Raw genomic sequence first — 23,341 nt, 5'->3', positions numbered from 1 at the left:
GTGATTCAGGTGCTGCGGAAGGGGCGGGCGTGGCGGATGAAATCCTGCAGGAGATGCGGCGGCGCGTTTCCGTGGCCGCCCTCGATCAGCAGGCGGGTGCGCCATAGCAGGTGGCCAGCGAGCCAGGCGAGGTCGGCAAGGACCGCGTAAACCGTGCCCTTGTGCTTGAGGTAGTATCGGCGCCTGGATTCGAACCAGTAGACCGGTCGTCTCGAAGGGCGATCGTGCCGCGTGACGCCCGTCGACTGGCCGACAAGATGCACGACCCGGCTCTCCGGGACATGCCAGCAGGACCAGCCGGCGCGGGCTGCGCGAAGGCAGAAATCGAGCTCCTCGTAATAGAGGAAATATCCCTCGTCGAGATAGCCGACCTCTCTCAACACATCCGCGCGCACGATCATGCAGGCGCCCGATACCCAGTCGATCCGGCTGGCTTCCTTCGGCATATCGGGAGCGATGCGCCAGCGATCGAGCAGGCGGGTGATCGGGCCGAACTTGGCTTCGCTTTCGAATTCATTGGCAATGGAGGGAAAGCGGAAGGCGCAGGCCTGCCCCTTGCCGTCCGGGTGCTCAAGGCGGCTGCCGGCTATGCCCGCCTCGCCATTGGCGTCCATGAACTCGACCAGCCGGGTAATACTGCCCGGCCGGGCAACCGTATCGGGATTGAGCAGCAGGACATAACGCGGATTGCCGAAATTCGCCCTGGCATATTCGATGCCCCGGTTGTTGCCATAGGCAAAGCCGCCGTTCACATCGAGAGCAAGACCTGTGGTGTCGGCCCAACCGTTCTCGCTGATGGCTGCTGAGATGCGCTCGGCCGAGCCGTCGCCGGAGGCTCCATCGACAACGACGATGCGGGTTTCCGAGGGTATGGTTCCCGGCACATGCAGGGACGCCAGACAATCGACGACGAGATCGGCGGTGCGGAAATTGACGATGACGATCGCCAGCTTGAAGCCGGTGCCGTCGAGAAGATCATCCGGGCCGGAAGACATCAGAGACCGTGCCTCTTCGTCTTGTTGAGGACGACCTGCATTCCCTTGCCGGGCTTGAGATAACTGCGGCAGATCTCCAGTTCGGAAAGCTTCGAGCGATTGACCGCCAGGACGAAGACGACCGTGTCGGACTCGTCCACGAACGGAACCGCCTCGTCCGAACTCAGCATCGGCGGCAGGTCGAGCAGCGTAACCGTCGGCTTCAATATCTGGCGGGCATAGCGCACCTGCGCCCTCATTCGCGCAAGATCGGCCGCGAGCGGAATCTTGCCGGGTCCCCAGGCGGCACGCAGAAGGTGGATATCCACCCCGCGCAGACCGACCGAGGTCAACCAACCGCCAAGCGGATCATCCAATAACGGTTCATCGGGCAGTCCAAGAACATCTCCGACCGCCGGCCTTCGTGCATTGGCGTCCACAAGCAGTACGCTCGTTCCCGGCACCCGGGCGAAGCTGAAGGCAAGATTGACGGCCGTCACCGTCGCGCCGCAGCCCCGTGTCGGCGCGATGACCGAAATCACCCGCATGTCGCGGTCTTCCGGCTCGTTCAGCAATTGGTTGCGCAGCGCGTCGTAAGCATGCGCCATCGAGCTGTCGCTGTCGAAAGCGATGATGCGCTTGGCGTAAAGGAGCGCGGCGGAGAGCTGTTCGACCTCCTCGGCAGCGGAGCCTGCTTCCGAAACGTGGTGCCCGTTGACCGCAACATTCGCCGCCCGAGCGTCGAACTCGACGACCTCGGCATCGTCCAGCCGGTCCACCATTCTGCTGTTGGGCGAGAGGTTCTTGATGATTTCCATGGATGCTGTGCCTTTGCGATCTATGCGGCTTCCATTCACGGCATGTCAGTCTGCTAGGTTCCTGCCGGACCGGCGTTTCCGCGGGTTCGCCAATAGGCCGTTACTCTGCGCCGCTCCGGGGTCCAGCGCGGAATCACCACCAGCGTCTGGCCTGCAAGGGCCTGTGCAAGGTCAAATGTTCCACGGATTGAACCGTCGAAAAGATGGGCGGCATAGATCCCCGCAAGGCCGGCAGCACCGGCGGCGACGCATACGGCGAGCGCCAGATAGAGGCGTCGCGGGCCGGACGGGCCCGTGGGGATCTCCGGCTGCTCGACGATATCGATCTGCTGCATGGCCTGGCGTTCCTCGAGCCGCTCGCCGAGAAGCGCGGTGTCGAGCTTGGCCTGCATCTCATCCATGCTTCTTTGCAGGGAAAGCTTTTCCGCTTCGTTGGCCTGGATCTGCGCCTCGACTTCCGGCGCACGCGAGATGATTTCCCTCAAGCGGTTGATCCGCCCGGCGAGTTCATTTCGCTGGTTTACAGTTTGCTCCTGGCGCGGCTTGATATTGGCGATGCGCTCGGCGACCAGAATGAATTCCGCGGGCAGGTTCTTGATCTCCTCGGCCGTCGGCATCTCGGTTGCGGCAACCGGAGATGCGATGGCAATCCGGGATTGCAGTTCTTCGAAGCGTTGTCTCATCGCGCGGACTTGCGGATGGGCATCGGAATAGACGAGCGATTTGGCGGCGAGATCGGCTTCCAGCGTCGCGATCTGGGAGTGGAGACGGTTCGCATCGCTCGCCTGCTCGACACCCATGCGGAGCTGCGCTTCCAGAAGACGAATTTCCTCGTTGAGGGCGACGACGGTCCGCTCGAAGGTTGCAAGCTCCTGCTCCTTCGCTTGGAGCTCGATCAGGATGGTCGGCATCCGCGAGGGGTGGGCTTCCTTGTTTTCCTCGATATACTCGGACCAGGCGGCTTCGCGCTCGCGAAAACGCCGTGCCAATCCGTCCATCTCCCGGTTGAGAAAGGTCGCCGTTTCGGAAGCCCGTGCGGTGCGCAGGCGCTTGTTTTCATCGACGATCCGCGACACGAGGTCCGAAACGATCGGCGCAGTCAGGGCCGGATCGCCGTATTTGAAGCCGACCCGCACCGTTGCGCTCCTCGCGATCTGGTCGGCCCCATCCGTCATCTCGATCTGAAGCGTAATGTGATTGCGCACGATGCCTGCGAAATTGTTCTTGGGCAGGGCGTTCTTCAGTCCGGGGAAAAGATCGTATTTGTCCGCCAGTTCGAGGAGGTTGTTGCGGGAGAGCACGCGCTGTTCGATGAACTGCAGCCGGTCGTTGGAGACGGTCGGAGAGACCAGGGTCGACGGGATCTGCTGGAACTCCATCAACAGCAGGGCTTCCGAGTGATAGTTCCGGGGCATGCTCAGGATGATGCCCGCTCCGGCGACAAGAGCGATCAGCACCGGCACGATGGCATAGAGGGGTTTGGCGAGCGCAACCTCGCAATAGTAGATGATGTTGCGGATCAGCTCGTTGATCATTTTCTCGCCTCGTCGTGTCGGCAGCTGAACACTTTGGCCATGAAACCCTTCCTCATCGCGCCACTGTTTCGGTGGATTGCGCGGGTGGAGGATCTTCCGGCTGGGATGCGGGAGCGGCATTTGCGACAGGGGCCGGCTCCACATCGTGGTAGGACAAGCGCAACAGATCCCCCGGCATAAGAGGTGTGGTCTCCGTGGCATCCAGTTCCCGTATCTCGCCATCGACCGAGCGGACTATGCGGTAGGAGAGCACGCGCCGGGCCCTCTGTTGGTTGGCCAGCGCATTTTCTCCGTAGATCGACATGATGCGGGTGCTGTCGGAGAGCCTTGCCTCGGTCTCCTCATAGTCGCGCCTGGCGGCGTTGAGCTCCACGAGCAATTGGGTGTGACGCCCCTGTCTTGCGCTTTCGTAACGGGCGTTTTCCGCAAGGCGCGCCCGCTCGGCCGTCGCTATTTCCGACATCAGACGGCTGACCTGCCCCTCGAGTTCAGCGATCACGCCTTCCTGCACCATTTGCTGGGAGCTTTCCGCTCCGCCCTTCGCGACCAGTGTGGTGATGCTTTGTAGGCGGCGTTTGGCGAGATCCACCCGTTTCGAGACCATATCGACCTGTTCGCGCAGGGCGGCGGCATTCCTTTCGGTGAGCTCCTCGGCCTGGCGCTGAGCCCTCTCCTCCATGGAAACCGCCTCGCGGCGGGAATTCAGGAGCGACTGTTCCTGTGCCAGCGCGGGGTTGGACGCGAGCTCTTCGGGCGTGCCGAGGGTGGTCGCTTCCTTAAGCTCCGCCTCCAGCCGCTGTATGCGGGCTTTCAGCTCTTCCAGATGCTTGCCCGCGTGTTCCACCTCGCGCTGCACGACTACCGACCTGTCCTGGTCGGCGGCGAGCAAAGCGGTCCGATAGACGCCGCCGGCGACGCTGATGCCGTGCAGAACCGTCATGTCGGCGCGATGGGGATATTCGCCGGGCGTGACCACCTCGCCGGTAACATAGATGAGCGACTGATGCTGGGCGTTCGGGCGCAGCATGATGGTAAGGTTCGGAACGTCCTTGAAATAGGGTTTCAGCCGGTCGAGAAGCTGGGCTTCCAGTTCCGACAGGGAGAGGTCGGCCCCCTTCAGGTGCCCGGCTAGCGGAAAGGAGAGCCAGCCATCCGGAGCGATGACGATTTCGCGGCCGAGTTCCGGCTCCTGCGCGATCCATACCTGCAGCGTATCGCCCGGCTGCAGGCGGTAGGTGGTTTGCGCTGCAGCGCCGATGAACGACAGGCAAAGAAACAGGCCCGCGAGACTCGTCCTCCCACGCATTCAATCACTCCAGATGGTTATTTGCAGAACCCCTGCCCATCCCTCCGGGGATAGGGTGACCAATATTACGGCGGCGCCCGACGACTGGAAACGAGGCACAAAGGAGTACGCCTCGGCTTTTGGATATAGCCCGAATGGATGAGGCCGGACGTGATCCTCGCGCCTTTAGGGTAGGGCGGTCCGCCCAATCGTAAGCTTGTGAAATCGAAGTGCCGGCACAACCATGTGCCCCATAGACGCACGTGAACCTGCGATACGTCGCGAAGGCCGGAGCGGCGGAGAATGAGCTTTTCAAGAATGTTCGCGATTGCCTGTGCAAGTTCGACAATCTTCTCGATTGCCGTCGGGGCGGCCATGTTGGGATCGGAGACTATCGAAGTTCATCCTTCCTCCGGGTTGCAGCAGCCCTTCCTGCCTTCCGACAAGGGGCATGCGCTGATCTCGGGACATAGCCTGACGGATCGTCCTTTCCCCGATTACCTGAGCGAAATCGCAGGCAATGCCGGCATTCCCATTTCATGGAAGATGCAGCACGCGAGCGGCTCTTCCATCGGTCAGCGCTTGGCGGGAAAATTTCCCCGTCTCGATACCAGGCCCTACGATCTGCTCATCATCACGGAGCAGCATGGGCTTCTCGATTCGCTTGCATGGCACGATACGGTGAGCGCGCTTTACCGATTCCACAGTGACTTCATCGCCGCCAATCCCGCCGGAACCAGTTATTTCTACACCCCATGGATCAGTCTGACGGACAGGCGCGACCCCGTTGGTTGGATCGATTACGAGCGGCAAGCGCTGCCGGTCTGGCGCTGTGTCGTGGAGCGGGTGAATGCCGAGATCGCGGCGGCCGGGCGTCCGGACCGGGTGCGGTTCATTCCGACATCGCTGGCGCTGGCGGAACTTGTCGAACGCCTCATGTCCGATCCCGCCTTCAACGGCTTCGAGGATCAGGATGGCGCGGCCCGCATGGATGCGATCTTTGCCGATACGGTTCATCTGACACCGCTCGGAGCTTATTATGTGGCGGCGGTCAGTTTTGCGACGATCTACGGCCGCGGAATGGACGAGCTTTCTCCGCCACGGATGTTCGATGCGACTCAGGCTTCCGCGCTACGGACGTTTGCGGCGGAGTTTGTGAGAAATTATCGGGCTCGAGCGTCGAGCGATGCCGGGGATTGCGCCAAGCCGGTACCGCTTGCTTTCGTGCTGCAATACATGTCCTACACGGTGCAAATCCGGCGTCCCGACGAGCGCAGTCGTCTGATGGCGCAGCTTCACCGTCTGAAGAACACCATCCACTTTGCCTGGCGGTTCAGAAACGGTCTTGGGTGAGCATCGATGACCCAGAAGATCGGTTTCTTCATACCGGAGTTTCCAGGACAGACCCATATCTTTCTCTGGCGGGAGCATCAGGCCCTGGCCGAACTCGGCATAGAGGCGGAATTCGTTTCCACTTCGCATCCGCCGAAGGCTGTGACCTCGCATTCCTGGGCGGAAGAAGCACGCGGGAAGACCAGCTATCTCCTCCCCTTCCGTCCGCGCGATACGCTTGCCGCGCTCGGGGAGCTGGTGCGGGCGGGGCCGAGAGGGATAGGCCGGAGCCTTGCTGCGGCTGCGAGCGCGGAAGTCAGGTCTCCGGCGGGCCGCTTGAGATCACTGGCGATGATACCGGCTGCCGCTAAGCTCGCCTGGCTCGCGCGCCGCGGGCAATGGACGCATATCCATGTGCATTCCTGCGCCGACGCGGCCAATGTCGCAGCGCTCGCATCGTTGCTTTCGGGGATACCTTACAGCCTGACGCTGCATGGGCCGACGCTGGAGGGATATGGGCCCAATCAGCCGCAGAAATGGAGGAACGCCGCCTTCGCGACGGTGATTTCCAGGCGGCTGTTCGACGTTGTCAGCGAGCGGCTGAACGGCGCCAAGCCCTCCCGGATCGCGATCGCGCCCATGGGCGTGGATCTCGATCAAATCCACCGCAGCCGGCCTTATGTGCCCTGGAAGCCGGGCGAGCCGTGCCGGATCTTCACCTGCGGCCGGCTCAATCCGGTAAAGGGTCACGACATCCTTCTCGAAACCGTGGAAATGCTGCGCGAGCGGGGTATCGACGTCCGCCTGCAGATCGCCGGGGAGGACGAGCAGGGCGGCCGCGGCTATCGCAAGAGGCTGGAGGCTCTGATCTGCGACAAGCGCCTCACGGAAAATGTCGAACTACTTGGGGCGGTTTCCGAAACACGGGTTCGGCAGGCTCTCGATGATGCGCATATCTTCGCGCTCGCAAGCCTGGATGAGGGTATTTCCGTCGCCATCATGGAGGCCATGGCCATGGAGCTGCCGGTGATCGTGACCGACGTGGGGGGAAATAGCGAACTCATCGACCACAGGGTGGATGCGATATTGGTCCAGCCACGGCAGCCGAAGGAAATGGCGGATGCGATAGAGGAGGTACTCGGAAACGAGGATTTCTCGCGGCGTCTGAGGCAGGCCTCGCGCGCCAAGATAGCCGCCAGCTTCCATCACCGCATCAGCGCCCAGGCGATAGCCGGTTTTCTGGGGCAACAGGAGCCGACACCCGCCTGATACATCGAAATGAGTAGGCCGATCGCCCAATGGCTACGGCGAAAGCCGCCGCAACTATGCGATTATCTCCATGAGGGCGTGGAACAAAGGGGAGGCGTGCTTCTGCTCATAGCGCCCGTTAAACGCAGCGGGGACAGTGAGTTGATTTCGTTTCGGCCCATCGTGCATTCGTTCAGAAAAGCCGCCGGTATGCCCTTTCCGGATATCGAGGCGGTTGCTTCGGAACGTTGGACGATCGCACCCGCCACCAAGCGTTTCATTCCTCCCGCCAAGTTCCTGCCCCATCATCTCGACCGCATCCGCGGCGCAGAATTCGGTTCCGTCGCCGAAGTGCTGAAAGGCTTTCGGGGGAAATACGAAACCACCCAGGAGGCGACCATCGGCTATCGGCTCAAGGATGTCGATCTGATCGACGGCGTGCTCTATGCGCGAAACGCCTCCAAGAGTCTGAGGCCGCGGGCCCGTAAGCTGCCCGTCTACGCTTCCCCGAGGGACACCACCAGCGGCGCGCTCTTCGAGAGCTGGATAGGCAATCGCTGGTTCGGCAACTGGCTTTCCGACGATTGCCTGACCTATTCACTGGCGGAGGAATACGGCACGCCAGTCACGACACGGCCGATCACGCGCGGCCATGAACCGCAATATGCGCAGAAATTGGACCTGAGGCCGATCTATGTCGGCGACATCCACTTCGACGAACTCATCCTCTTCAGGGACAAGGGTCAGAACGAAGGAAAGAAGAAGCGTGCCCTCGAGATCAGGGAAAAGCTGCTCGCCTCGGCCAAACCTTCCAGTCATCCCGGCGTATTCATTCTCAGGGGCGACAAGGGCGATCACCGCATATTGTCGAACGAGACGGAGATCGCCGAGCAGTTCGCCGCTCGTCACGGCTTCCGGATCATCGATCCGCTCGCCTCATCCGTCGACGATATCGTCAATGCCTGCGCCGGCGCCAGCGTTGTCGCGGGCGTCGAGGGCAGCCATCTGGTTCATGCGCTGACGGTCATGTCGCAGGATGCCAGCCTTTTCGTGATCCAGCCGGCAGACCGGGTGGTCTCTGTCCTCAAGGTCATCACGGATCGTCAGGGGCAGGGCTTCGCCTTCGTCGTGGGCGATGGAGATCGCAAGAACTTCCGTGTCGAGTGGAGTGATATCGAGCGGACAATGGAGCTGGTGCACGCATGATTTCGCGGCTTCTAACCATCGCTTCCCAATCAAACGCGGCCGAGCCGCAGAAGGTGGTCTCGTTCCGGGCACAAGTCCGCAAGGATTACGAGCGGCATGGCGGGACGGTTTTCAATGCGGGCTTCATTACGCTTCTCGTCTATCGCTTCGGCCGCTGGGGGGAGGAACGCCGGAATTCCTTTGTCCGCAAGGTCTGCAGGAAAATCTACGGCGCGGTCAGCGCCATCGTCTCGACGATCACGCGGGTCTGGATTCCTGCACAGGCGACATTGGGCGAGGGGTTCCACATCATCCATGCGGAGGGGTCGATATCCATCCATCCCGGCGCGGTGATCGGAAAGCGATGCGGCATCATGCACAATGTCACGATCGGGACGAACATGACCGCGGGTGCGCCGACGATCGGTGACGACGTCTTCATCGGCGTGAACTCGACCATTCTCGGCGAAATCCAGATCGGCGATCGGGTCCGCATCGCCGCCAATACGGCGGTCACCACCGACATTCCCTCGGATTCGGTCGTGGTGGGGTCGCCCGCGAAGATCTATCCCCGCCTCGGACCATTCCTGAGCCGGGACGGAAAGACAGATACGGATACCTGAGAGCCGCCGATGCAGATGAGGAGCCGCTCATGAACGCACTGACGACAAGCTTCTATCAGCTTCTGGCCGACAATATCGACGTGCGGCCCGGCAAGCCGGCGGTTATCGATGGCCATCGCGCGGTGAGCTATGCGGCGCTGGCGTCGGAGGTGGATCGGCTGGCGGGCTACCTGCAGGGCCGCGACATCCGGCCGGGCGACCGGGTGATCGTGCATCTGCGCAAAAGCGTCGCGGAAGTCGCCGCCATGTTCGCGGTGGCCAAGGTCGGCGCGGTGATCGTCAATGTGAACACCCAGTGGACGATCGAGCAGCTCGAATACGTTGCCGACGATTGCGGCGCGCGGCTGATGATCGTCGAATCCCGGACTGCCGAGGCGCTGGTCGTGCGAAGGCTTCCCGGCACGGTGGAGAGCGTGCTCGTCAAGGGCAATCTGCCGGCAGAAGCGATGTTCGACGCCTGGGATCACCTGCCCCATGAACTGGCCGGCGACGAGATATCGCGGCTCGATACCGAGCTTGCGATGATCATCTACACGTCCGGTTCCACCGGAATGCCGAAGGGGGTCATGCTCACCCATCGCAACATCGTTGCGGGCGCCCGCTCGGTGGCGCGCTATCTCGGGCTACGCGAGGACGAGCGGCTGTTGAGCGTGCTGCCCTACAGTTTCGACTATGGCCTCAACCAGCTCACCACCATGATGCTGGTCGGCGGCACCGTGGTTCACCAGGCCGTTTCCATGGCGGCCGAAATCATCCAGACGATGCAGAGGCATCGGATCACCGGCGTTGCGGCAGTGCCGCCGCTCTGGAGCCAGATCGTGCGCTTGCTTGCGGAAAGACCGACGGATTTTCCCGATCTCAGGCGGATCACCAATTCCGGCGGCAAGATATCGCTCAATATCCTGCAGCAGATTCCGCGCGTCTTTCCGGAGGTCGACGTCTATCTGATGTACGGGCTGACCGAGGCCTTCCGATCGACCTATCTCGCGCCAGAGAAGTTCCGGCGCAAGATGGGAGCGATCGGTCAGGCGATCCCCGGTGCGGAAGTCTATGTGATCAAGCCTGGCGAGGGCATCGCCCATCCCGGCGAGCAGGGTGAACTCGTGCATCGCGGACCGCTGGTGAGCCTCGGCTACTGGGGCAGGCCGGAGGTGACGGAGCAGAAGATCAGGCCCTGTCCGGAACTCTGGAACCTGATTGGAGACGAGCCGGTCGTCTATAGCGGCGATATCGTCAGGATCGACGCCGATGGAGATCTCTGGTTCGTCGGCCGCAACGACGCGATGATCAAGACGAGCGGTTTCCGCGTGAGCCCCGACGAAATCGAGGACCTCATCTGCCGCAGCGGCGTGGTCGCCGAGGCGGTGGCGTTCGGCGTCGATCACGAGGACCTCGGGCAGGCCGTCCACGTGGCCGCCATGCCCATCGGCAGCTTCGACGAGGAGGCCCTGCTGCGCTACTGCCGCCGCGCCATGCCTTCCTACATGGTGCCTCACCGGTTCCATGTCTGGCGGGAAAGCATGCCGCGCACATCGAGCGGAAAACTCGCGCGGCCGGACGTGGTTCGCCTCTGCCGCGAATGGATGCGATCCGGCGGCGGGCCGCTCGGCATCGGCGCATCGATCAGTTCTGCAAATAGCGAAATCAGGGAGAATGTATGATGGCGCTTACCCATGGAAAGCTGATCGCGTACCTGAAGGATACGCTCAGCATCGGCGATGCGGATAGCGAGAGCGAGCTTTTTTCCTCCGGCCTTCTCGATTCGGTTTCGATGGTGAACCTGCTTGCCTTCATCGAGGAGACCACAGGCACGGCAATCCACGCGGAGGACGTGACGCTCGAGAATTTCGACACGCCGGCCCGAATCCTTCGCTTTGCCGAAGCCGTCGCCTGATGAACCACACCTCTGCGCTCGATGTCTGGCTCCAGAGTGCGGCGGCGTCCTTTGGGACACCCGCATATGTCTACTTCACCTCAGCGATCGAAAGCCGCTCCAGGCTGCTGCGGGAGGCATTCGAGGGGCGGTTCGCGCTGAGCTTTGCCGCAAAGAGCAATCCCAATCCGGCGCTGCTGGCTTTCATGAAAAGTCAGGCCGAATTTCTTGATGTATCCTCGATCGGCGAGTTCAGGACGGCGATCGCCGCCGGCTGGGAGCCGGGCCAGATCAGCTTTACAGGACCTGGGAAGCGCGATTTCGAAATCCATGAAGCGATCGAGGGCGGGATCGGTGAAATGATTCTGGAATCGGTTCGGGAGGCATATCTGGCCGACGGGGCGGCGCGCAGCGCAGGGCATGTGCAGGATGTGCTTGTCCGGATCGCACCTCCAGTGGTTCCGAAGGGATTTGGCGACCAGATGGCCGGCAGGCCCTCGCCCTTCGGCATAGATTGGGAGGACGTATCCAGGGAGATGCCTCGGATCGCCGCCCTTCCCAACCTGCGGATTGCCGGCCTGCATATCTATGCCGGCACGCAATGCCTGAAGCCGGAGGCGATCTGCGAGAATTACCGGAATTTCCTCACTATCTTCCGGGAGGTTTGCGGCCGCTATATCCCGCGCCCGGCGAAACTGGTTTTCGGTTCCGGCCTCGGCATTCCCTATCATGATGGTGACAGCCCGCTCGATCTTGCGGTTGTTGCAGACGGTATCGCAGCCGAGCTCGACGCCCTCAAGGCCGAGCCGCAATTCACCGATACGCGCCTGATCCTGGAACTGGGGCGGTATCTCGTCGGCGAAGCCGGGTATTTTCTGACGCGCGTCGTCTCCATCAAGGAGTCCCGCGGTGTGAAGATCGGCGTCTGCGATGGCGGAATGAACAATCACTTGCCGGCATCCGGCCATTTCGGAATGGTGATGCACAGAAACTATTCGATGCACAAGGTCGGAGGGCAGGGGGAGACCGAGAAGGTTAATCTGGTGGGCCCACTCTGCACGTCCATCGACAGGCTGGCCATCGGCGTCGAGCTTCCGCGGCTGGAGGAGGGCGATCTGATCGCCGTTCACAACAGCGGCGCCTACGGCCTGACGGCAAGCCCCATCCACTTCATCAGTCATACGCCACCGCGGGAAATCCTGATCGAGGCTTCGGGGATGCGGGACGTCACCCGGTTTTGATGGTTGACCCCTTTCAGAGTTCACGGGCGCTCAATAGGCCTTGCCGGAGTGGCAGACCTGGACCGTCGTTCGCGCGATGATCTTCATGTCCAGCCAGAAGGACCAGTTGTTGATATACCAGAGATCGTGGAACACGCGTTCTTCCATCTTCTCGATGTTCGGCGTTTCCCCGCGGCAATTGTTGATCTGCGCCCATCCGGTGAGCCCCGGCTTCACGTGCCGCCGGAAGGCGTATTTGACGATCTGGGCATCGTAGAGATCGTCATGGGCGAGCGCATGGGGACGAGGACCGACGATCGACATTTCCCCGCGAAGAACATTCCATAGCTGCGGCAGTTCATCGATGCTGGAGGCGCGGAGCACCTTTCCGAGCCGCGTCACGCGCGGGTCGTTCCGGGTGGCCTGGCGGATGTCGCCGCCGTCCTCCATGACGGTCATGCTGCGGAACTTCAGAATGCGGAAGGGACGGCCGCCATATCCCTTGCGGTATTGCCTGAACAGAACCGGCCCCTTGCTTTCCAGCTTGATGGCGATGGCGACGGCGGCCAGCAGCGGCAGCAGGACCAGAAGTGACGTAAGCGAAAAGACGATGTCGAATATGCGCTTCGTGCCGCGCTCGTAGAAATTCAGCGGCGGGCGCTGCGTCTGGAATGCCGTCATCCCCCCGATTTTGCGGGAAGGGGCGCTGGTGAGGCGGCCCACGACGCCATCGAAAGTGACGTTCACGGGCAAGGCGGAGCGCCTGAGTTCGCCGAGATAGAGTTCCAGATCGGCGACGTTCGGATCGCGCCATATGATGAAGACCTCGTCCAGATGCTCGGCGAGACCCCGCTTCAATCTCTCGATGGAATCTGCCGCCAGCAGGTTGTCCTCGGAAAGGCGCAGGATCTGGGCGACAGTCATGCCGCTTGCCTTGGCGCCGATCTGCCATTGCTCGGCCGAAAAATCCGCGGGGCAGATCAGCAGCACGCGCTTCAAGCGGAAGGAGGCGGAGGTGGCTGCCGAGGGCAGGTACCAATGCCAGAAATAGCGTGTGCAGATGAGGCCGGCGATGGAAACGGCGGCCGTCACCAGGGTTGCTCCTCGCGAGAACATCGTGCCGATCTTCAGGAAGAAGATGACGGTCAGAAGAAAGGCCAGCACACTCGGGATCAGCACGCATATCAGGCCGATCTGCTGCCTGCGAAGCTGGATGCTTTCCGGGCTGTAGGCCTGGCTGCTGTGCATGGCGAGCACGAAGATCATCGACAGGACAAGCCCGGTGCCGATGAAGAGGGAAGGGTCCGGAGTGGACCGGAAGACGAGGTAATCGTAGCCTGTGAAGCCGATCGCGCTTGCTCCGAGGAGATAAAGAAAATCGACGGCGGCGGCGACATAGGGGATGACGCCATAGTCGAGGCCTCCGCGCTGCGGCACCTGTTCAGGCAGGGAATGGAGCACTTCGTTTTTGGGCTCGATCGGCGTCAACATCGTAAACAATCCCTTAACGGGAATAGAAGTACCATTGTCTACGAAGCGGAAACAACGTATCCGAGCTACACCTTAGGAAGTATAGTTTTGGGATAAACCTTTGTCTCCGACGTTCTTTTTCCGGAGGTTGGAGCTAAACGGCTTATAGGGTGATCGGTATTTAGTTTTAAATCGTGATAAGTGGACACAAATTGCAATGTTTTTTATAACCACGTTCAGGTGAAATCCTTCAGATCGTCCAAGTCGGGTCACGACTGTTCCAAAGACGATCAAGGGGCCGGGTCGTCCGAAGAGAGGGCAACACCAAGGCTCTGAAGCCTCTATCCTGCAAGGGAGGCGTATATGGAGTTCGAGTGGGACGTCGCCATAGTCGGCGCCGGCATGGGCGGTGCGGCGCTCGGTTACTCGTTGGCAAAGGCCGGGCATCGGGTGCTTTTCATAGAAAAGGGTCTCTCCAGTTTTTCGCAGGATCTCGAGGACGATCCCGACACGTTCGATCAGGAGGCTCGCCTGAAAAACGGGCGCTGGCCGCAGCAGATCTCCGGCATGGTGGATGCCCGTCCGGTACGCTTCTTTCCCGCACTCGGATGCGGCGCCGGCGGATCGACTCTTCTCTATGCGGCGGCGCTCGAACGCTTCTCGCCAAGCGACTTCGACATCATCGACAGTCAAGGCGAGCCGGCTTGGCCGATCGGCTACGAGAGCCTCGATCCCTATTACCGCATGGCGGAGAGACTACTGCAGGTGAGAGGCAGCCAGGATCCGCTCGAGCCGCTCGCTGAACTGATCGATCCACCCGCGATGACCGCTTGCGACCAGCATTTCTTCCACTCCACCCGGTCGAACGGCATGCATCCGTACCGGGTCCATACGGCCTGCCGCTATGTGGATGGATGCGACCAGTGCGGCGGCATCGTCTGCCACAAGGCCTGCAAGCAGGATGCCCGCAGCGCCTTCATCGAGCCTGCGCTGGCAACCGGAAACGCGATGATCCTCGATCGATGCGTCGTGGAGCGCGTCGAGGCCGACGACAAGGCAGTCAGGGCACTCTCATGCCGGAGGGACGGAGAGACGTTTTCGGTGGCGGCGAAGCTATATGTCCTGGCTGCCGGAGCCCTGTCTACGCCGTTGCTGCTTCTCAATTCCGCAAACGGGTTCTGGCCGAAAGGGCTCGCCAATTCCTCCGATCTCGTGGGGCGCAATCTGATGTTCCATATTTCCGATTTCTTTGCCGTTTGGCCCAGGGGGCGGACGCGCGTGTCGGAGCCCGGAAAGTCGATTGGCCTGCGCGATTTTTATGAGCATGAGGGTTCCAGATTCGGCGTCATTCAATCGACCGGGCTGACCGCGACGACCAGCAATGTCCTGCATTTCCTGAAATCCGTGATCGACCGCCGCGGCTGGCACTGGTTCAAGCCGCTCATGCCCTTCATGCGCGCGCCGGCAATGATCGGCGCCCTGATCTTCGGCAAGGCGACGATATTCGCTTCTATCATGGAGGATCTGCCCTATCCGGAAAACCGTGTGCGCCCCAATGTTCAGGAGCCCGGCGCGATCTACTTCGAATATACGGTTCATGAAGAGCTGCGCGAACGGATCCGGGCATTCCGGCGCCTTTACCGGCGGGCTTTCGAGCGGCACAAGCTGGTGGTACTGAACAGCGACATCAACCTGAACTACGGCCATCCCTGCGGTACATGCCGCTTCGGCTCCGATCCCGCAACCGCGGTTCTGGATGCCAACAACCGCGCCCATGATCTGCAGAACCTCTACGTCGTGGATGCTTCTTTCTTCCCCACGAGCGGCGGCGTCAATCCCAGCCTGACGATCGCTGCCAACGCCCTGCGGGTGGGAGCCCATATCGGTGCCGAGCTCACCGCCATCAAGAGCGGACCGAGAACCGGCGCGATTTCGGCAGCGGCATCGTGCCCGACGTCCTGTTCGTGACTGTGCCTCAAGCGCCGGGAGACCTCTCGCGGTCGGTCCTGACCCAGGTCGCATTTCGGGCTGCGATGACCTGGCGTGGATAGAGCTTCAGCTTCGTCAGCGCAAAACCCGGTAGCTTGCCGAGCGCATTCAAGGGGAGCACATCCCTTCCCCAAATCCACCACGCGATCATCAAGGCGGCGCTGAACATCATGAGGCTGACGGCCGAGATCAGGAGAGGCAAAGTCGCGCCGCCAATTGCCGCAAGCAGGACTGCCGGGGCCAGCGACAGTAGAAGAAGGGCGGCCAGCAGCGTCACGGGCGGGACGAGGGCATCCAGAACCAGGAAAAAATAGTTCGGCCTGCGGAAGGTATCGGGGTCGAGGAGGGCCGAAAGCAGGGGCTTCACGAGCGCGAAACGGCCTGCTTCCCAGCGGGAAGCCTGCGTTTCCAGCCCCTTCTTCGTGCAGGGGAATTCGCTGGTGACCACCGCCGCATCGCAGTAGCGAGGTTCGTGGCCGGCGCGTGCGAGGTCCAGCCCGAGCTTCATGTCCTCCACCAGGTTCCCGCTGGCCAGCTCCGCCTTCCGCAGGACCTGCCAGGGAAATGCCATACCAGAGCCGGTCAGTTGCGCTGGAAGTCCGAGCATCGACAATCCGTGAAGCCTGATCCGGTTCTTGAGGAGGACGGCGAATTCCGACACCGCAAGACCAGGCCTAGCGCCGGGAGGGGCGGTCAGCAGATAACGCGATTGGATCGGCTTGCCGGTTGCGTGAGCCATGGAAACGAGGTGGTCGAGAGCATCGGGCTGCAGCCGGCAGTCGGCATCGACGATGACCACGACTTCCGCTGGCGTTGCCGCAAGATAATTCATGCCGGCATCCAGAGCATATCCCTTGCCGCGGCGCATCATATCGTCGCGCTCGACGACCTCGGCGCCGGCGCTGCGGGCAAGAGCGGCGGTGTAATCCGTGCAGTTGTCCGCAATCACAATGAGCCGATCGCCTTCCCGCATCCGGCTCTGAATATCGAGCACGGTATCAGTGATATTCAGTTCTTCGTTGTGAGCGGGCACGAGGATCGCGGCTGCCGGCCGGTGATGAACTGTGGAGTTTGTTTGATTACGCTTACTAAAACTCCCCGCGATACACTCCGCGGCAAAAATGGCGGTCGGAATGAACAATGTGACCGACAGCAGCATAGCCGTGGAACTTAGAATGTAATGCAGCATCCCGGATCGCTTTCGGGCTGAGATTTCCCATGCGGTCATCATAGTCGAAGGATGCAGCTTTCTTAGCTAGCTGCGCTACGCCGTTCGAGTGATCGGCGGCTCATCCTTTTTGAACCGGTCGAGGAGAGGCAGCGTCCTGCTACACCCTTTTGATATGCGCCGGAGAATTGAGGCGCCATACGTGATCTCACTAGAATAAAGCCAATCAAAGCAATGTTTTAGTGAAACGGTGCTCGTCCCCGACGGCTGCCGTGCGGAAGCGTTGTGCAGAAGCGGAGGCAGGGTACATGGCTGTCATCGATGTTCCGTCACCGAACCTGGATTCTCTCGACCGTGAGGGCCGGCGGCATTTCATGGACGCGCCGTTCGATTGCCTCACGGCCGATGCTGTTCTTGCGCTCCTGCGTCAGGCGGAGCCGCAGATGCCGTTCCGCTACGTCGTCACGCCGAATGTCGATCATGTCGTTCGCCTGCAGGGCAATAACGAAATCCGGCATTATTACAGCCGAGCCTGGCTATCGCTTTGCGACAGCCGCCCGATTTCGGGCTTGGCCTGGCTACTTCGCTTCCGGTTACCTGTGGTCACCGGTTCCGATCTCACTGCCCGCATTTTCAGAACGATCCTACGCGACGGCGATCCGGTTACCCTCATCGCGGCCAGTGACGGCATCGTCCGCGACCTCCGAGTCGCTTATCCGAAAGTGAGATTTCGCGCGCACCTGCCGCCTCAGGGGGTGTTACATAATACCGAGGCCTTGCGGGCCTGTGTGGAATTCGCAGCCGCCGCCGAAGCCCGGTTTGTCTTCATCGCGATCGGGTCTCCTCAATCGGAAAAGATCGCTTATGAACTATCGCTCCGGCCCGATGCAAAAGGAATTGGCCTCTGCATCGGCGCATCGCTGGAATTCCTCGTCGGCGCCAAGAAGCGGGCTCCGATCTGGATGCGCCATTCCGGGCTAGAGTGGCTGCACAGGCTCGCATCCGACCCGAAGAGACTCTGGCGGCGATATGTCTATGCGGTTCTCCCCCTGGCCCGGCTTTTCTCGCACGAACTCTTCGGCCGCAGACAGCGGATCGGATAGCAGTGCCGAAGTCTGGTCAGCGGAGCATCGCGCCGGCAGCGATGTGATCCCCGAAGAACCTTATCCTGCCATTCAGCCGGTCACCGCGTTTGAACGGTAGAACATCCGCCTCGAAATATGCCGAGAATTGGCCCTCCGGCAGGTTCATTTCGATCCGCAACACGTCGAAGTCGAAGATCGTTCTCGTAAGCGTGTACTGACATTTATAGGCACTTTCCTTGGCGCAGAAGATCGCCTTCAGCAGCAGACCCCGCTCTCCGACAGGTCGAGAGGCGAGCCAGTCGCGCTCGCCGGTCGTGCATATCTCCTCCGAGAATTCCTCTTCCAGGGGTGAGGCCTCTTCGATATCGAGCCCGATCGCCGTTATTCCGTCCGAATGGAGAGCAACGGCGGCAGCGCATTTTTTGGTCGAATGGCTGATGCTTCCGATGACGCCCTCCGGCCAGATCGGCGTCCTGTCGGTGCTGACCGGGATTGCCGCAGCCGGCAGGCCGAGCGCATCCATGGCCTGCCTGGCGCAAGCACGCCCGGCGGAAAATTCCAGGCGCCGGCGATAGACCGCACCGGCGATCGCCGCCCGCTCTTCCGGATAGAGCATGCCGATGCTTCGGGGGAGAGCCGCCTCGCTCACCGCCACCCAGGGATCGAACAGGTTCGCAAGCAGCATGGCCGGCTAGACCTTGGTTTCCGCGCGGACCAGCACCGGCCGCCGCTCCAGCGCGCTCCGCCGCATTGCAGCCCGCTCCGCAGCCCTTTCCAATTGAGCATCCGCCTTGCCCTTGCCGGAGATATGATCGGCAAGCAGAGCGACCGTCGGGAAACGGAAGATATCGGTTATCGTCAGGTCCGGCGCGAGCTTCGTCTTTATCTCGCGGTGAATCTGGACCGCCAGGAGCGAGTGACCACCGAGCGAGAAGAAGTTGTCGAAAATGCCGACCCGGTCCAGTCCGAGCGCTCGGCTGAACACGTCGCCGATCTCCTGCTGGAGGCTGTTGGCGGGCTCGGTGAGGGTGATTGCCGCCGGCTGCGTCTTTTCGGCCGGCGCGGGCAGCCGATTGCGATCCACCTTGGCATTCGGTGTCAGCGGGAAAGCTTCCATCGTCACGAAATACGAGGGCACCATGGCATCCGGCAGAGCCTCGGCGATATGCGCGCGCAGAGCCTGCTCGCTGACGGGCGTGCCGTCCGTCCGGATATAGGCAACCAAGCGTGGATCTCCCGGCGCATCCTTGCGGGCGACCACCACCACCTCGCGGATGCCGGCGAAGGAGCCGATCCGGGCCTCGATCTCCCCAAGCTCGATACGGTAGCCGCGTATCTTGACCTGATGGTCCGTCCGGCCGAGGAAATGCAGGATGCCGTTCTGCTCGAAGCGGGCGAGATCGCCGGTACGATAGATCCGGCCTCCGGCAAACGGGTTGGGCAGGAAGCGCTCGCTCGTGAGCTGTTCGCGATTGAAGTAGCCGCGCGCCACGCCTTCGCCGCCGATATAGAGCTCTCCGATTTCTCCGGGCGGTACGGGGTTCAAGGCGCCGTCGAGCACGTAGAGCTGGGTATTGGCGATCGGCCGGCCGATCGGAACGATCCCGGTCGAGGACGTGGCGGCGAATGTCGAGGACCAGATGGTCGTCTCCGTCGGGCCATACATGTTCTCGATCGTTGCGTCCGTCACCGTTCTCAACGCGGCAAGCTGGGACCCCTGCAGCGCCTCGCCACCCAGGAACAGGTGCCGGATATGGGCAAGTGCCGCGCGATCCTCGTCCACCATCATGAACATTCGTGCCATGGAGGGCGTGCATTGCAGATGGGTGACGGCATGCTTGCGGATTTCGTCCGCGAAGCTTTCCGCCGGTTCGTCACCTGCCGGGCCGCGGTTCAACCGAACCACGTCGGCCAACAGTTCGAGCCGTTCCAGCACGATGCGGTCGGGCAATCCGAAATCGATCAGGCAGGCGATTTCGTCGACGCCGGCGGCCTTGACCTGATCGAGCCGCGCCATGGCATCCTCGATGGTGCCGAACAGGCCGCTATCCTCGAAATAGCGCAGGAAGGCGAATTCCAGGATTGCGTCCATCTCTTCCGGTGAGAGCGACTGGAGATCGATATCCATCGGCTGGGAGATGCCTTGCGGCTTCTTGAAGGCCGGGAAAGCCCAGGCATATTGCTTGATGAGCGCAGCCGCGCTGCGCAGGTATTCCTTCATCGGCTCACGTGCGAGATCGCGAACCTCCTCTCGGTCCGCGCCGAGAAGGGTGTGCAGCATCAGCGTGACTTTGTGGTCGGCGGGGTTGCGGCCGGTTTCGGCCAAGGTCTGCCTGTAGATCGCGATCTTTTCGGCAAGCTCCTCGACCGACTGCCCCAGCAGGTGGGTCAGCACATTGGCGCCCACTCTTGCCGCTTCACGATAGCTCTCGGGATTGCCAGCGGTGGTCAGCCAGACGGGCAGTTCCTTCTGAACCGGACGGGGCTGGGTGAGGACGCTGACAGTGCCGGCGCCGAAATCGAAGTCGACGTGTTCGCCGCGCCATAGTTTGCGGACCGTTTCGATGTCGCGGATGAGGCCTGCCTTGTTCTTCGGTGGTGCGTTTTCCGGGCGCAGCACGAAATCCTCCGGCATCCAGCCCGAGGCGAAGGCGAGCGCCACTCGCCCGTTGCTCAGGTTGTCGATGACGGCCCATTCCTCGGCCACGCGCGCAGGGTGGTGAAGCGGCAGGACGCAGCTGCCGGCGCGGATCGAAAGATTTTTCGTAACCGCGGCGATCGCGGCCCCGGTGACCGCCGGATTGGGATAGGGGCCGCCGAAAGCGTGGAAATGACGTTCGGGCGTCCAGATGGCGTCGAAGTCGTTCGCATCCGCAAATTTCGCGCCCTCGATCAGCAGGCGGTATTTTTCCGCGCCTGCGCCGCCATCGTTACCCCAATAGAAGAGGCCGAAATCAAGGTTTGTGCCTCCGCCCGCGGAAGATGTGCCCTTCGCCTTGGCTTCGAGCACTTCCGAGGAGTGGATGACGACCTTGAAGCCGCGCGCCAGCGTCCAGAAAAGTTCGAGCACGGAAATGTCGAAGGAGAGGCTGGTTACCGCCAGCCAGACATTGCGCCGATCGGTATCGAGCGGGACGCGTTCGTCCATGCCGGAGAAGAAGTTCACGACATTGCGGTGCTCGATCATGACGCCTTTCGGCAGTCCTGTGGAACCCGACGTGTATATGACATAGGCGAGATTATCGGGTGCGACGCCGCTCGATGGGCGGTCCGCCGACGGTGCGCCTTTCAGGATATCCTCGATGCACAGGAAGTTGGTGCCCGCCAGTGTCGCAGCGCTTGCCATACGCCGTTCCGTCAGCACCAGCCTTGCCTTGCTGTCCTTGATCATGAAGGCGAGGCGGTCTGCCGGAAAATGCGGATCGAGCGGGATATAGGCGCCGCCCGCCTTCATGATGGCGAGCGCGCCGACGACCAGATCGAGCGATCGCGGAAGGTAGAGCCCGACCGTCGTATCCGGCCCCACGCCCTCCGCGCGAAGCGCCTGGGCGATGCGGTTGGCGCGCTCGTCCATCTGGCGATAGGTGAGGGAGTGGCCATGGAAGGCGAGCGCTTCGGCATCGGGGGTCAGGTCTACCTGCCGTTCGATGAGTTCGTGGACGCAGGAGAGCCTGTCATATTCCCGTTCCGTGCGGTTCCAGTCGTAGAGGACTTTGCCGCGCTCGGTGTCCGACATCAACGGCAGCTCATGAAGCGGAGTGGATCGCTTTTCGAAGGCTGCCGCAAGCACGGTGAATCTTGCCGCCAAATCCCTCGCTTGTGCTTCATCGATACGCGTGCGGTCGTAGAGCAAGTCGGCTTTCGTTTCGCCGAGCCGGAATGTGAGGGCACAGCCCGGCAGGGCATCCGCGTTTGCCGGATTTTTCGTGTCCACGATGCCGACCGTCAGTTGCGGCGCATGGAGGCCCGGATAGCGTTCAATGAGATCGAGCGGATAGGTTTGCCGCTCGTCCAGGTCTTTCAAAGATTGACTGATCGCCGCGATCAGGTCATCGACCGAAGCATGTTTCGCGGGATCTACGTGAAGCGGCAGGGATTCGGCGAAATAGCCGGGATGGCGGGCACAGAAATCCGCAAGACCATCGCTTGCATAGGCGATATCGAATGCAGCCTCTCCCGAAAGGCGCATGAGAAAGGCGGTGACGAGCACAATCCGCTCCTGCCGCGTAAAGCCTTCGGCAAGGGAAAGCGGAATCGCCGCGATATCCGGAGCAGCACTTGCCTCCCGGCCCTTGACGTAGAGAAGGGAAATGTCGGCTGCATTCTCCAGCTTGCGGCGAAAGAATGCCTCATTCGGCGTAATGGTCGCGAGGGCCTCGGACAGGGAAATCCGCTTCACCTCGTTGAGGATCGGCAAGCGGTCGCCTGCGTGCAGGACGGAGGAGAGCAGGACCTCCGCCCCATTGTTCTTCAGCACGGCTTCGAGAAGGACCGGCTTGTCGGCGGTTCCGACTGTCAAACCATCGGCGCCGACCGACAGGACAAGGCCGGGATCGCTCCTCAGTTCTCCATCGAGAATGCGCAAGCTGGTGACGGTGAAGACATTCGCGCCGAACCGCACCTTGGCCGTAGCGAGCGGGTTGAGATAGGTGGCGCCAAAGTCCAGGCCGCGCACGAGACGGGAAAGCTCGGCCGCAGGACGGGTGAAATCGAGCGTGCCGGCAGCCTCCGGGCGCTTCAGGCGCTCGTAATAGGTTCTCGCGGAAAAGTCCTGCCGCCGCGGCCGCAGCGCGCCGCGTTCGATATCATCCAGCAGAGCGGAGAAAGTCGCCATGCCGGCCTCGAAGCATTTCGTGTTGAGCGTGAGCGCGGTCTCGTCCGGGCTGATTTCGAAATCCTGCTGGGCATAGATGTCGCCCTCGTCGATCCCGTCGTTGATCGCGTGCCATGTCACCCCATGCCGATCCCGGCCTTCGAGAATCGCCCATGCCGGCGTGTTGAGGCCAGCGATTGCGGGCAGTAGGCCGTCGTGGAAATTGACCGCGCCGAGGCGGGCATGCCGCCAGGCTGCCTGGGGAACGATCCTGAGATTGGCGATGCTGAAGAGCCAATCATAGTCATGCCGGGTCAGCTCCGCGGCATAATCGCCGTCCTGTGCGACGACCGGAACGCCCAGAGCCGAGGCCCAGTTCTTCACCGGACCATTCGAGGTGACGACGGCCTGAATACCGTGCCCGCGTGCCTTCAGAATTTCCGCGCATTGGACGAGCAGCAGCCCGCCCCCGATCAGAACACACTTCAGCTCGCCCATGAAAGTCGTCCCCATTCCTCGTTATTTCCAGGCACTTCGATAGAAACTGGGGGCACTGTGAAGATCAACATGCGCTGGATCACCCATGGGGATGATTGCGCCTAAGCCTGAAGCGCGGGCAGGGCCAATGCCCCCGCCGAACGGATGATGACGGCTCCGAAAGGAGTAATTGCGATTGCCTCGGCGCTGACAGCACATTGAAGGTGCCGCGAATTCTGGCGGCAG

17 protein-coding genes are annotated in these 23,341 nt (G+C 61.6%); 9 read left to right on the top strand and 8 right to left on the bottom strand.

Translation table 11 applies throughout. The features are described from left to right. Positions 1-5 precede the first annotated feature (5 nt). Genes ACE04I_RS03530 through ACE04I_RS03515 form a run of 4 tightly spaced genes read right to left on the bottom strand, consistent with a single transcriptional unit; the run spans position 6 to position 4,633 of the window. The gene (locus ACE04I_RS03530) at positions 6-995 is read right to left on the bottom strand and encodes a glycosyltransferase family 2 protein (protein WP_046795003.1); all 990 of its coding nucleotides are present in this window, start codon (positions 993-995) and stop codon (positions 6-8) included. Continuing rightward, positions 995-1,792, bottom strand: coding sequence for a P-loop NTPase family protein (locus ACE04I_RS03525; protein ID WP_052760418.1), 798 nt, complete (start codon positions 1,790-1,792; stop codon positions 995-997). The genes ACE04I_RS03530 and ACE04I_RS03525 overlap by 1 nt, the downstream gene beginning before the upstream one ends. Before the next feature lie 53 nt (positions 1,793-1,845). Beyond that, a complete protein-coding gene (locus ACE04I_RS03520; protein WP_046795002.1) occupies positions 1,846-3,327 on the bottom strand; it encodes a GumC family protein in 1,482 nt (493 codons plus the stop codon). 52 nt (positions 3,328-3,379) lie between these two features. Further along, positions 3,380-4,633, bottom strand: coding sequence for a polysaccharide biosynthesis/export family protein (locus ACE04I_RS03515; RefSeq protein ID WP_046795001.1), 1,254 nt, complete (start codon positions 4,631-4,633; stop codon positions 3,380-3,382). Between the two features lie 282 nt (positions 4,634-4,915). Here ACE04I_RS03515 and ACE04I_RS03510 point away from each other — a divergent pair, with 282 nt between their 5' ends. The 7 genes from ACE04I_RS03510 (at position 4,916) to ACE04I_RS03480 (ending at position 12,114) form a co-directional block, all read left to right on the top strand. Continuing rightward, positions 4,916-5,965, top strand: coding sequence for a hypothetical protein (locus tag ACE04I_RS03510; RefSeq protein WP_137326532.1), 1,050 nt, complete (start codon positions 4,916-4,918; stop codon positions 5,963-5,965). A 6-nt stretch (positions 5,966-5,971) separates the two neighbouring features. Continuing rightward, positions 5,972-7,213: an exopolysaccharide biosynthesis GT4 family glycosyltransferase EpsE gene (gene epsE, locus ACE04I_RS03505; RefSeq protein WP_046794999.1), complete on the top strand. Its 1,242-nt coding sequence runs from the start codon at positions 5,972-5,974 to the stop codon at positions 7,211-7,213. 189 nt (positions 7,214-7,402) lie between these two features. Beyond that, positions 7,403-8,398, top strand: a complete 996-nt coding sequence (locus tag ACE04I_RS03500; RefSeq protein ID WP_052760417.1) for a glycosyltransferase family 61 protein — start codon at positions 7,403-7,405, stop codon at positions 8,396-8,398. Further along, positions 8,395-9,000, top strand: a complete 606-nt coding sequence (locus ACE04I_RS03495) for a serine O-acetyltransferase (protein WP_487206629.1) — start codon at positions 8,395-8,397, stop codon at positions 8,998-9,000. The genes ACE04I_RS03500 and ACE04I_RS03495 overlap by 4 nt, the downstream gene beginning before the upstream one ends. A 29-nt stretch (positions 9,001-9,029) precedes the next feature. Continuing rightward, entirely contained in the window at positions 9,030-10,661 is a 1,632-nt protein-coding gene (locus ACE04I_RS03490) for an AMP-binding protein (RefSeq protein ID WP_046794997.1), read from the top strand. Continuing rightward, a complete protein-coding gene (locus tag ACE04I_RS03485) occupies positions 10,658-10,894 on the top strand; it encodes a phosphopantetheine-binding protein (protein ID WP_245282095.1) in 237 nt (78 codons plus the stop codon). The genes ACE04I_RS03490 and ACE04I_RS03485 overlap by 4 nt, the downstream gene beginning before the upstream one ends. Next, on the top strand, positions 10,894-12,114 hold the full coding sequence (locus ACE04I_RS03480; protein WP_046794995.1) for a type III PLP-dependent enzyme domain-containing protein: 1,221 nt from the start codon (positions 10,894-10,896) through the stop codon (positions 12,112-12,114). The genes ACE04I_RS03485 and ACE04I_RS03480 overlap by 1 nt, the downstream gene beginning before the upstream one ends. 30 nt (positions 12,115-12,144) lie before the next feature. Here ACE04I_RS03480 and ACE04I_RS03475 read toward each other — a convergent pair whose 3' ends face one another. Continuing rightward, positions 12,145-13,584, bottom strand: coding sequence for an exopolysaccharide biosynthesis polyprenyl glycosylphosphotransferase (locus ACE04I_RS03475; RefSeq protein ID WP_052760416.1), 1,440 nt, complete (start codon positions 13,582-13,584; stop codon positions 12,145-12,147). A gap of 342 nt (positions 13,585-13,926) precedes the next feature. Here ACE04I_RS03475 and ACE04I_RS03470 point away from each other — a divergent pair, with 342 nt between their 5' ends. Then, entirely contained in the window at positions 13,927-15,531 is a 1,605-nt protein-coding gene (locus ACE04I_RS03470) for a GMC family oxidoreductase (RefSeq protein ID WP_046794994.1), read from the top strand. A 7-nt stretch (positions 15,532-15,538) separates the two neighbouring features. On the opposite strand, the gene ACE04I_RS03465 is transcribed toward ACE04I_RS03470, so the two are convergent. Then, positions 15,539-16,711 (bottom strand): glycosyltransferase family 2 protein, encoded by a 1,173-nt coding sequence (locus ACE04I_RS03465; protein WP_348625762.1) that lies wholly within the window; start codon positions 16,709-16,711, stop codon positions 15,539-15,541. 317 nt (positions 16,712-17,028) lie between these two features. On the opposite strand from ACE04I_RS03465, the gene ACE04I_RS03460 reads away from it, so the two are divergent. Further along, entirely contained in the window at positions 17,029-17,823 is a 795-nt protein-coding gene (locus tag ACE04I_RS03460; RefSeq protein WP_046794992.1) for a WecB/TagA/CpsF family glycosyltransferase, read from the top strand. A gap of 16 nt (positions 17,824-17,839) precedes the next feature. Here the strand turns inward: ACE04I_RS03460 and ACE04I_RS03455 are convergent, their stop codons facing one another. Both ACE04I_RS03455 and ACE04I_RS03450 read right to left on the bottom strand, forming a co-directional pair. Continuing rightward, the gene (locus ACE04I_RS03455) at positions 17,840-18,490 is read right to left on the bottom strand and encodes a 4'-phosphopantetheinyl transferase family protein (RefSeq protein ID WP_052760414.1); all 651 of its coding nucleotides are present in this window, start codon (positions 18,488-18,490) and stop codon (positions 17,840-17,842) included. A gap of 6 nt (positions 18,491-18,496) precedes the next feature. Then, positions 18,497-23,116 (bottom strand): MupA/Atu3671 family FMN-dependent luciferase-like monooxygenase, encoded by a 4,620-nt coding sequence (locus ACE04I_RS03450; protein ID WP_046795118.1) that lies wholly within the window; start codon positions 23,114-23,116, stop codon positions 18,497-18,499. Positions 23,117-23,341: the final 225 nt, after the last annotated feature.

It is taken from the genome of Rhizobium moroccans (assembly GCF_057559155.1).
Note: the sequence above shows the minus strand (reverse complement) of the source record. Positions and strands in the feature narration are given on the sequence as shown.

Bases quoted from the DNA above. Each gene is read 5' to 3' on its own strand.
- ACE04I_RS03530 (WP_046795003.1), bottom strand. From the start codon at position 995: ATGTCTTCCGGCCCGGATGATCTTCTCGACGGCACCGGCTTCAAGCTG.
- ACE04I_RS03525 (WP_052760418.1), bottom strand. From the start codon at position 1,792: ATGGAAATCATCAAGAACCTCTCGCCCAACAGCAGAATGGTGGACCGG.
- ACE04I_RS03520 (WP_046795002.1), bottom strand. From the start codon at position 3,327: ATGATCAACGAGCTGATCCGCAACATCATCTACTATTGCGAGGTTGCG.
- ACE04I_RS03515 (WP_046795001.1), bottom strand. From the start codon at position 4,633: ATGCGTGGGAGGACGAGTCTCGCGGGCCTGTTTCTTTGCCTGTCGTTC.
- ACE04I_RS03510 (WP_137326532.1), top strand. From the start codon at position 4,916: ATGAGCTTTTCAAGAATGTTCGCGATTGCCTGTGCAAGTTCGACAATC.
- epsE (WP_046794999.1), top strand. From the start codon at position 5,972: ATGACCCAGAAGATCGGTTTCTTCATACCGGAGTTTCCAGGACAGACC.
- ACE04I_RS03500 (WP_052760417.1), top strand. From the start codon at position 7,403: ATGCCCTTTCCGGATATCGAGGCGGTTGCTTCGGAACGTTGGACGATC.
- ACE04I_RS03495 (WP_487206629.1), top strand. From the start codon at position 8,395: ATGATTTCGCGGCTTCTAACCATCGCTTCCCAATCAAACGCGGCCGAG.
- ACE04I_RS03490 (WP_046794997.1), top strand. From the start codon at position 9,030: ATGAACGCACTGACGACAAGCTTCTATCAGCTTCTGGCCGACAATATC.
- ACE04I_RS03485 (WP_245282095.1), top strand. From the start codon at position 10,658: ATGATGGCGCTTACCCATGGAAAGCTGATCGCGTACCTGAAGGATACG.
- ACE04I_RS03480 (WP_046794995.1), top strand. From the start codon at position 10,894: ATGAACCACACCTCTGCGCTCGATGTCTGGCTCCAGAGTGCGGCGGCG.
- ACE04I_RS03475 (WP_052760416.1), bottom strand. From the start codon at position 13,584: ATGTTGACGCCGATCGAGCCCAAAAACGAAGTGCTCCATTCCCTGCCT.
- ACE04I_RS03470 (WP_046794994.1), top strand. From the start codon at position 13,927: ATGGAGTTCGAGTGGGACGTCGCCATAGTCGGCGCCGGCATGGGCGGT.
- ACE04I_RS03465 (WP_348625762.1), bottom strand. From the start codon at position 16,711: ATGCTGCTGTCGGTCACATTGTTCATTCCGACCGCCATTTTTGCCGCG.
- ACE04I_RS03460 (WP_046794992.1), top strand. From the start codon at position 17,029: ATGGCTGTCATCGATGTTCCGTCACCGAACCTGGATTCTCTCGACCGT.
- ACE04I_RS03455 (WP_052760414.1), bottom strand. From the start codon at position 18,490: ATGCTGCTTGCGAACCTGTTCGATCCCTGGGTGGCGGTGAGCGAGGCG.
- ACE04I_RS03450 (WP_046795118.1), bottom strand. From the start codon at position 23,116: ATGGGCGAGCTGAAGTGTGTTCTGATCGGGGGCGGGCTGCTGCTCGTC.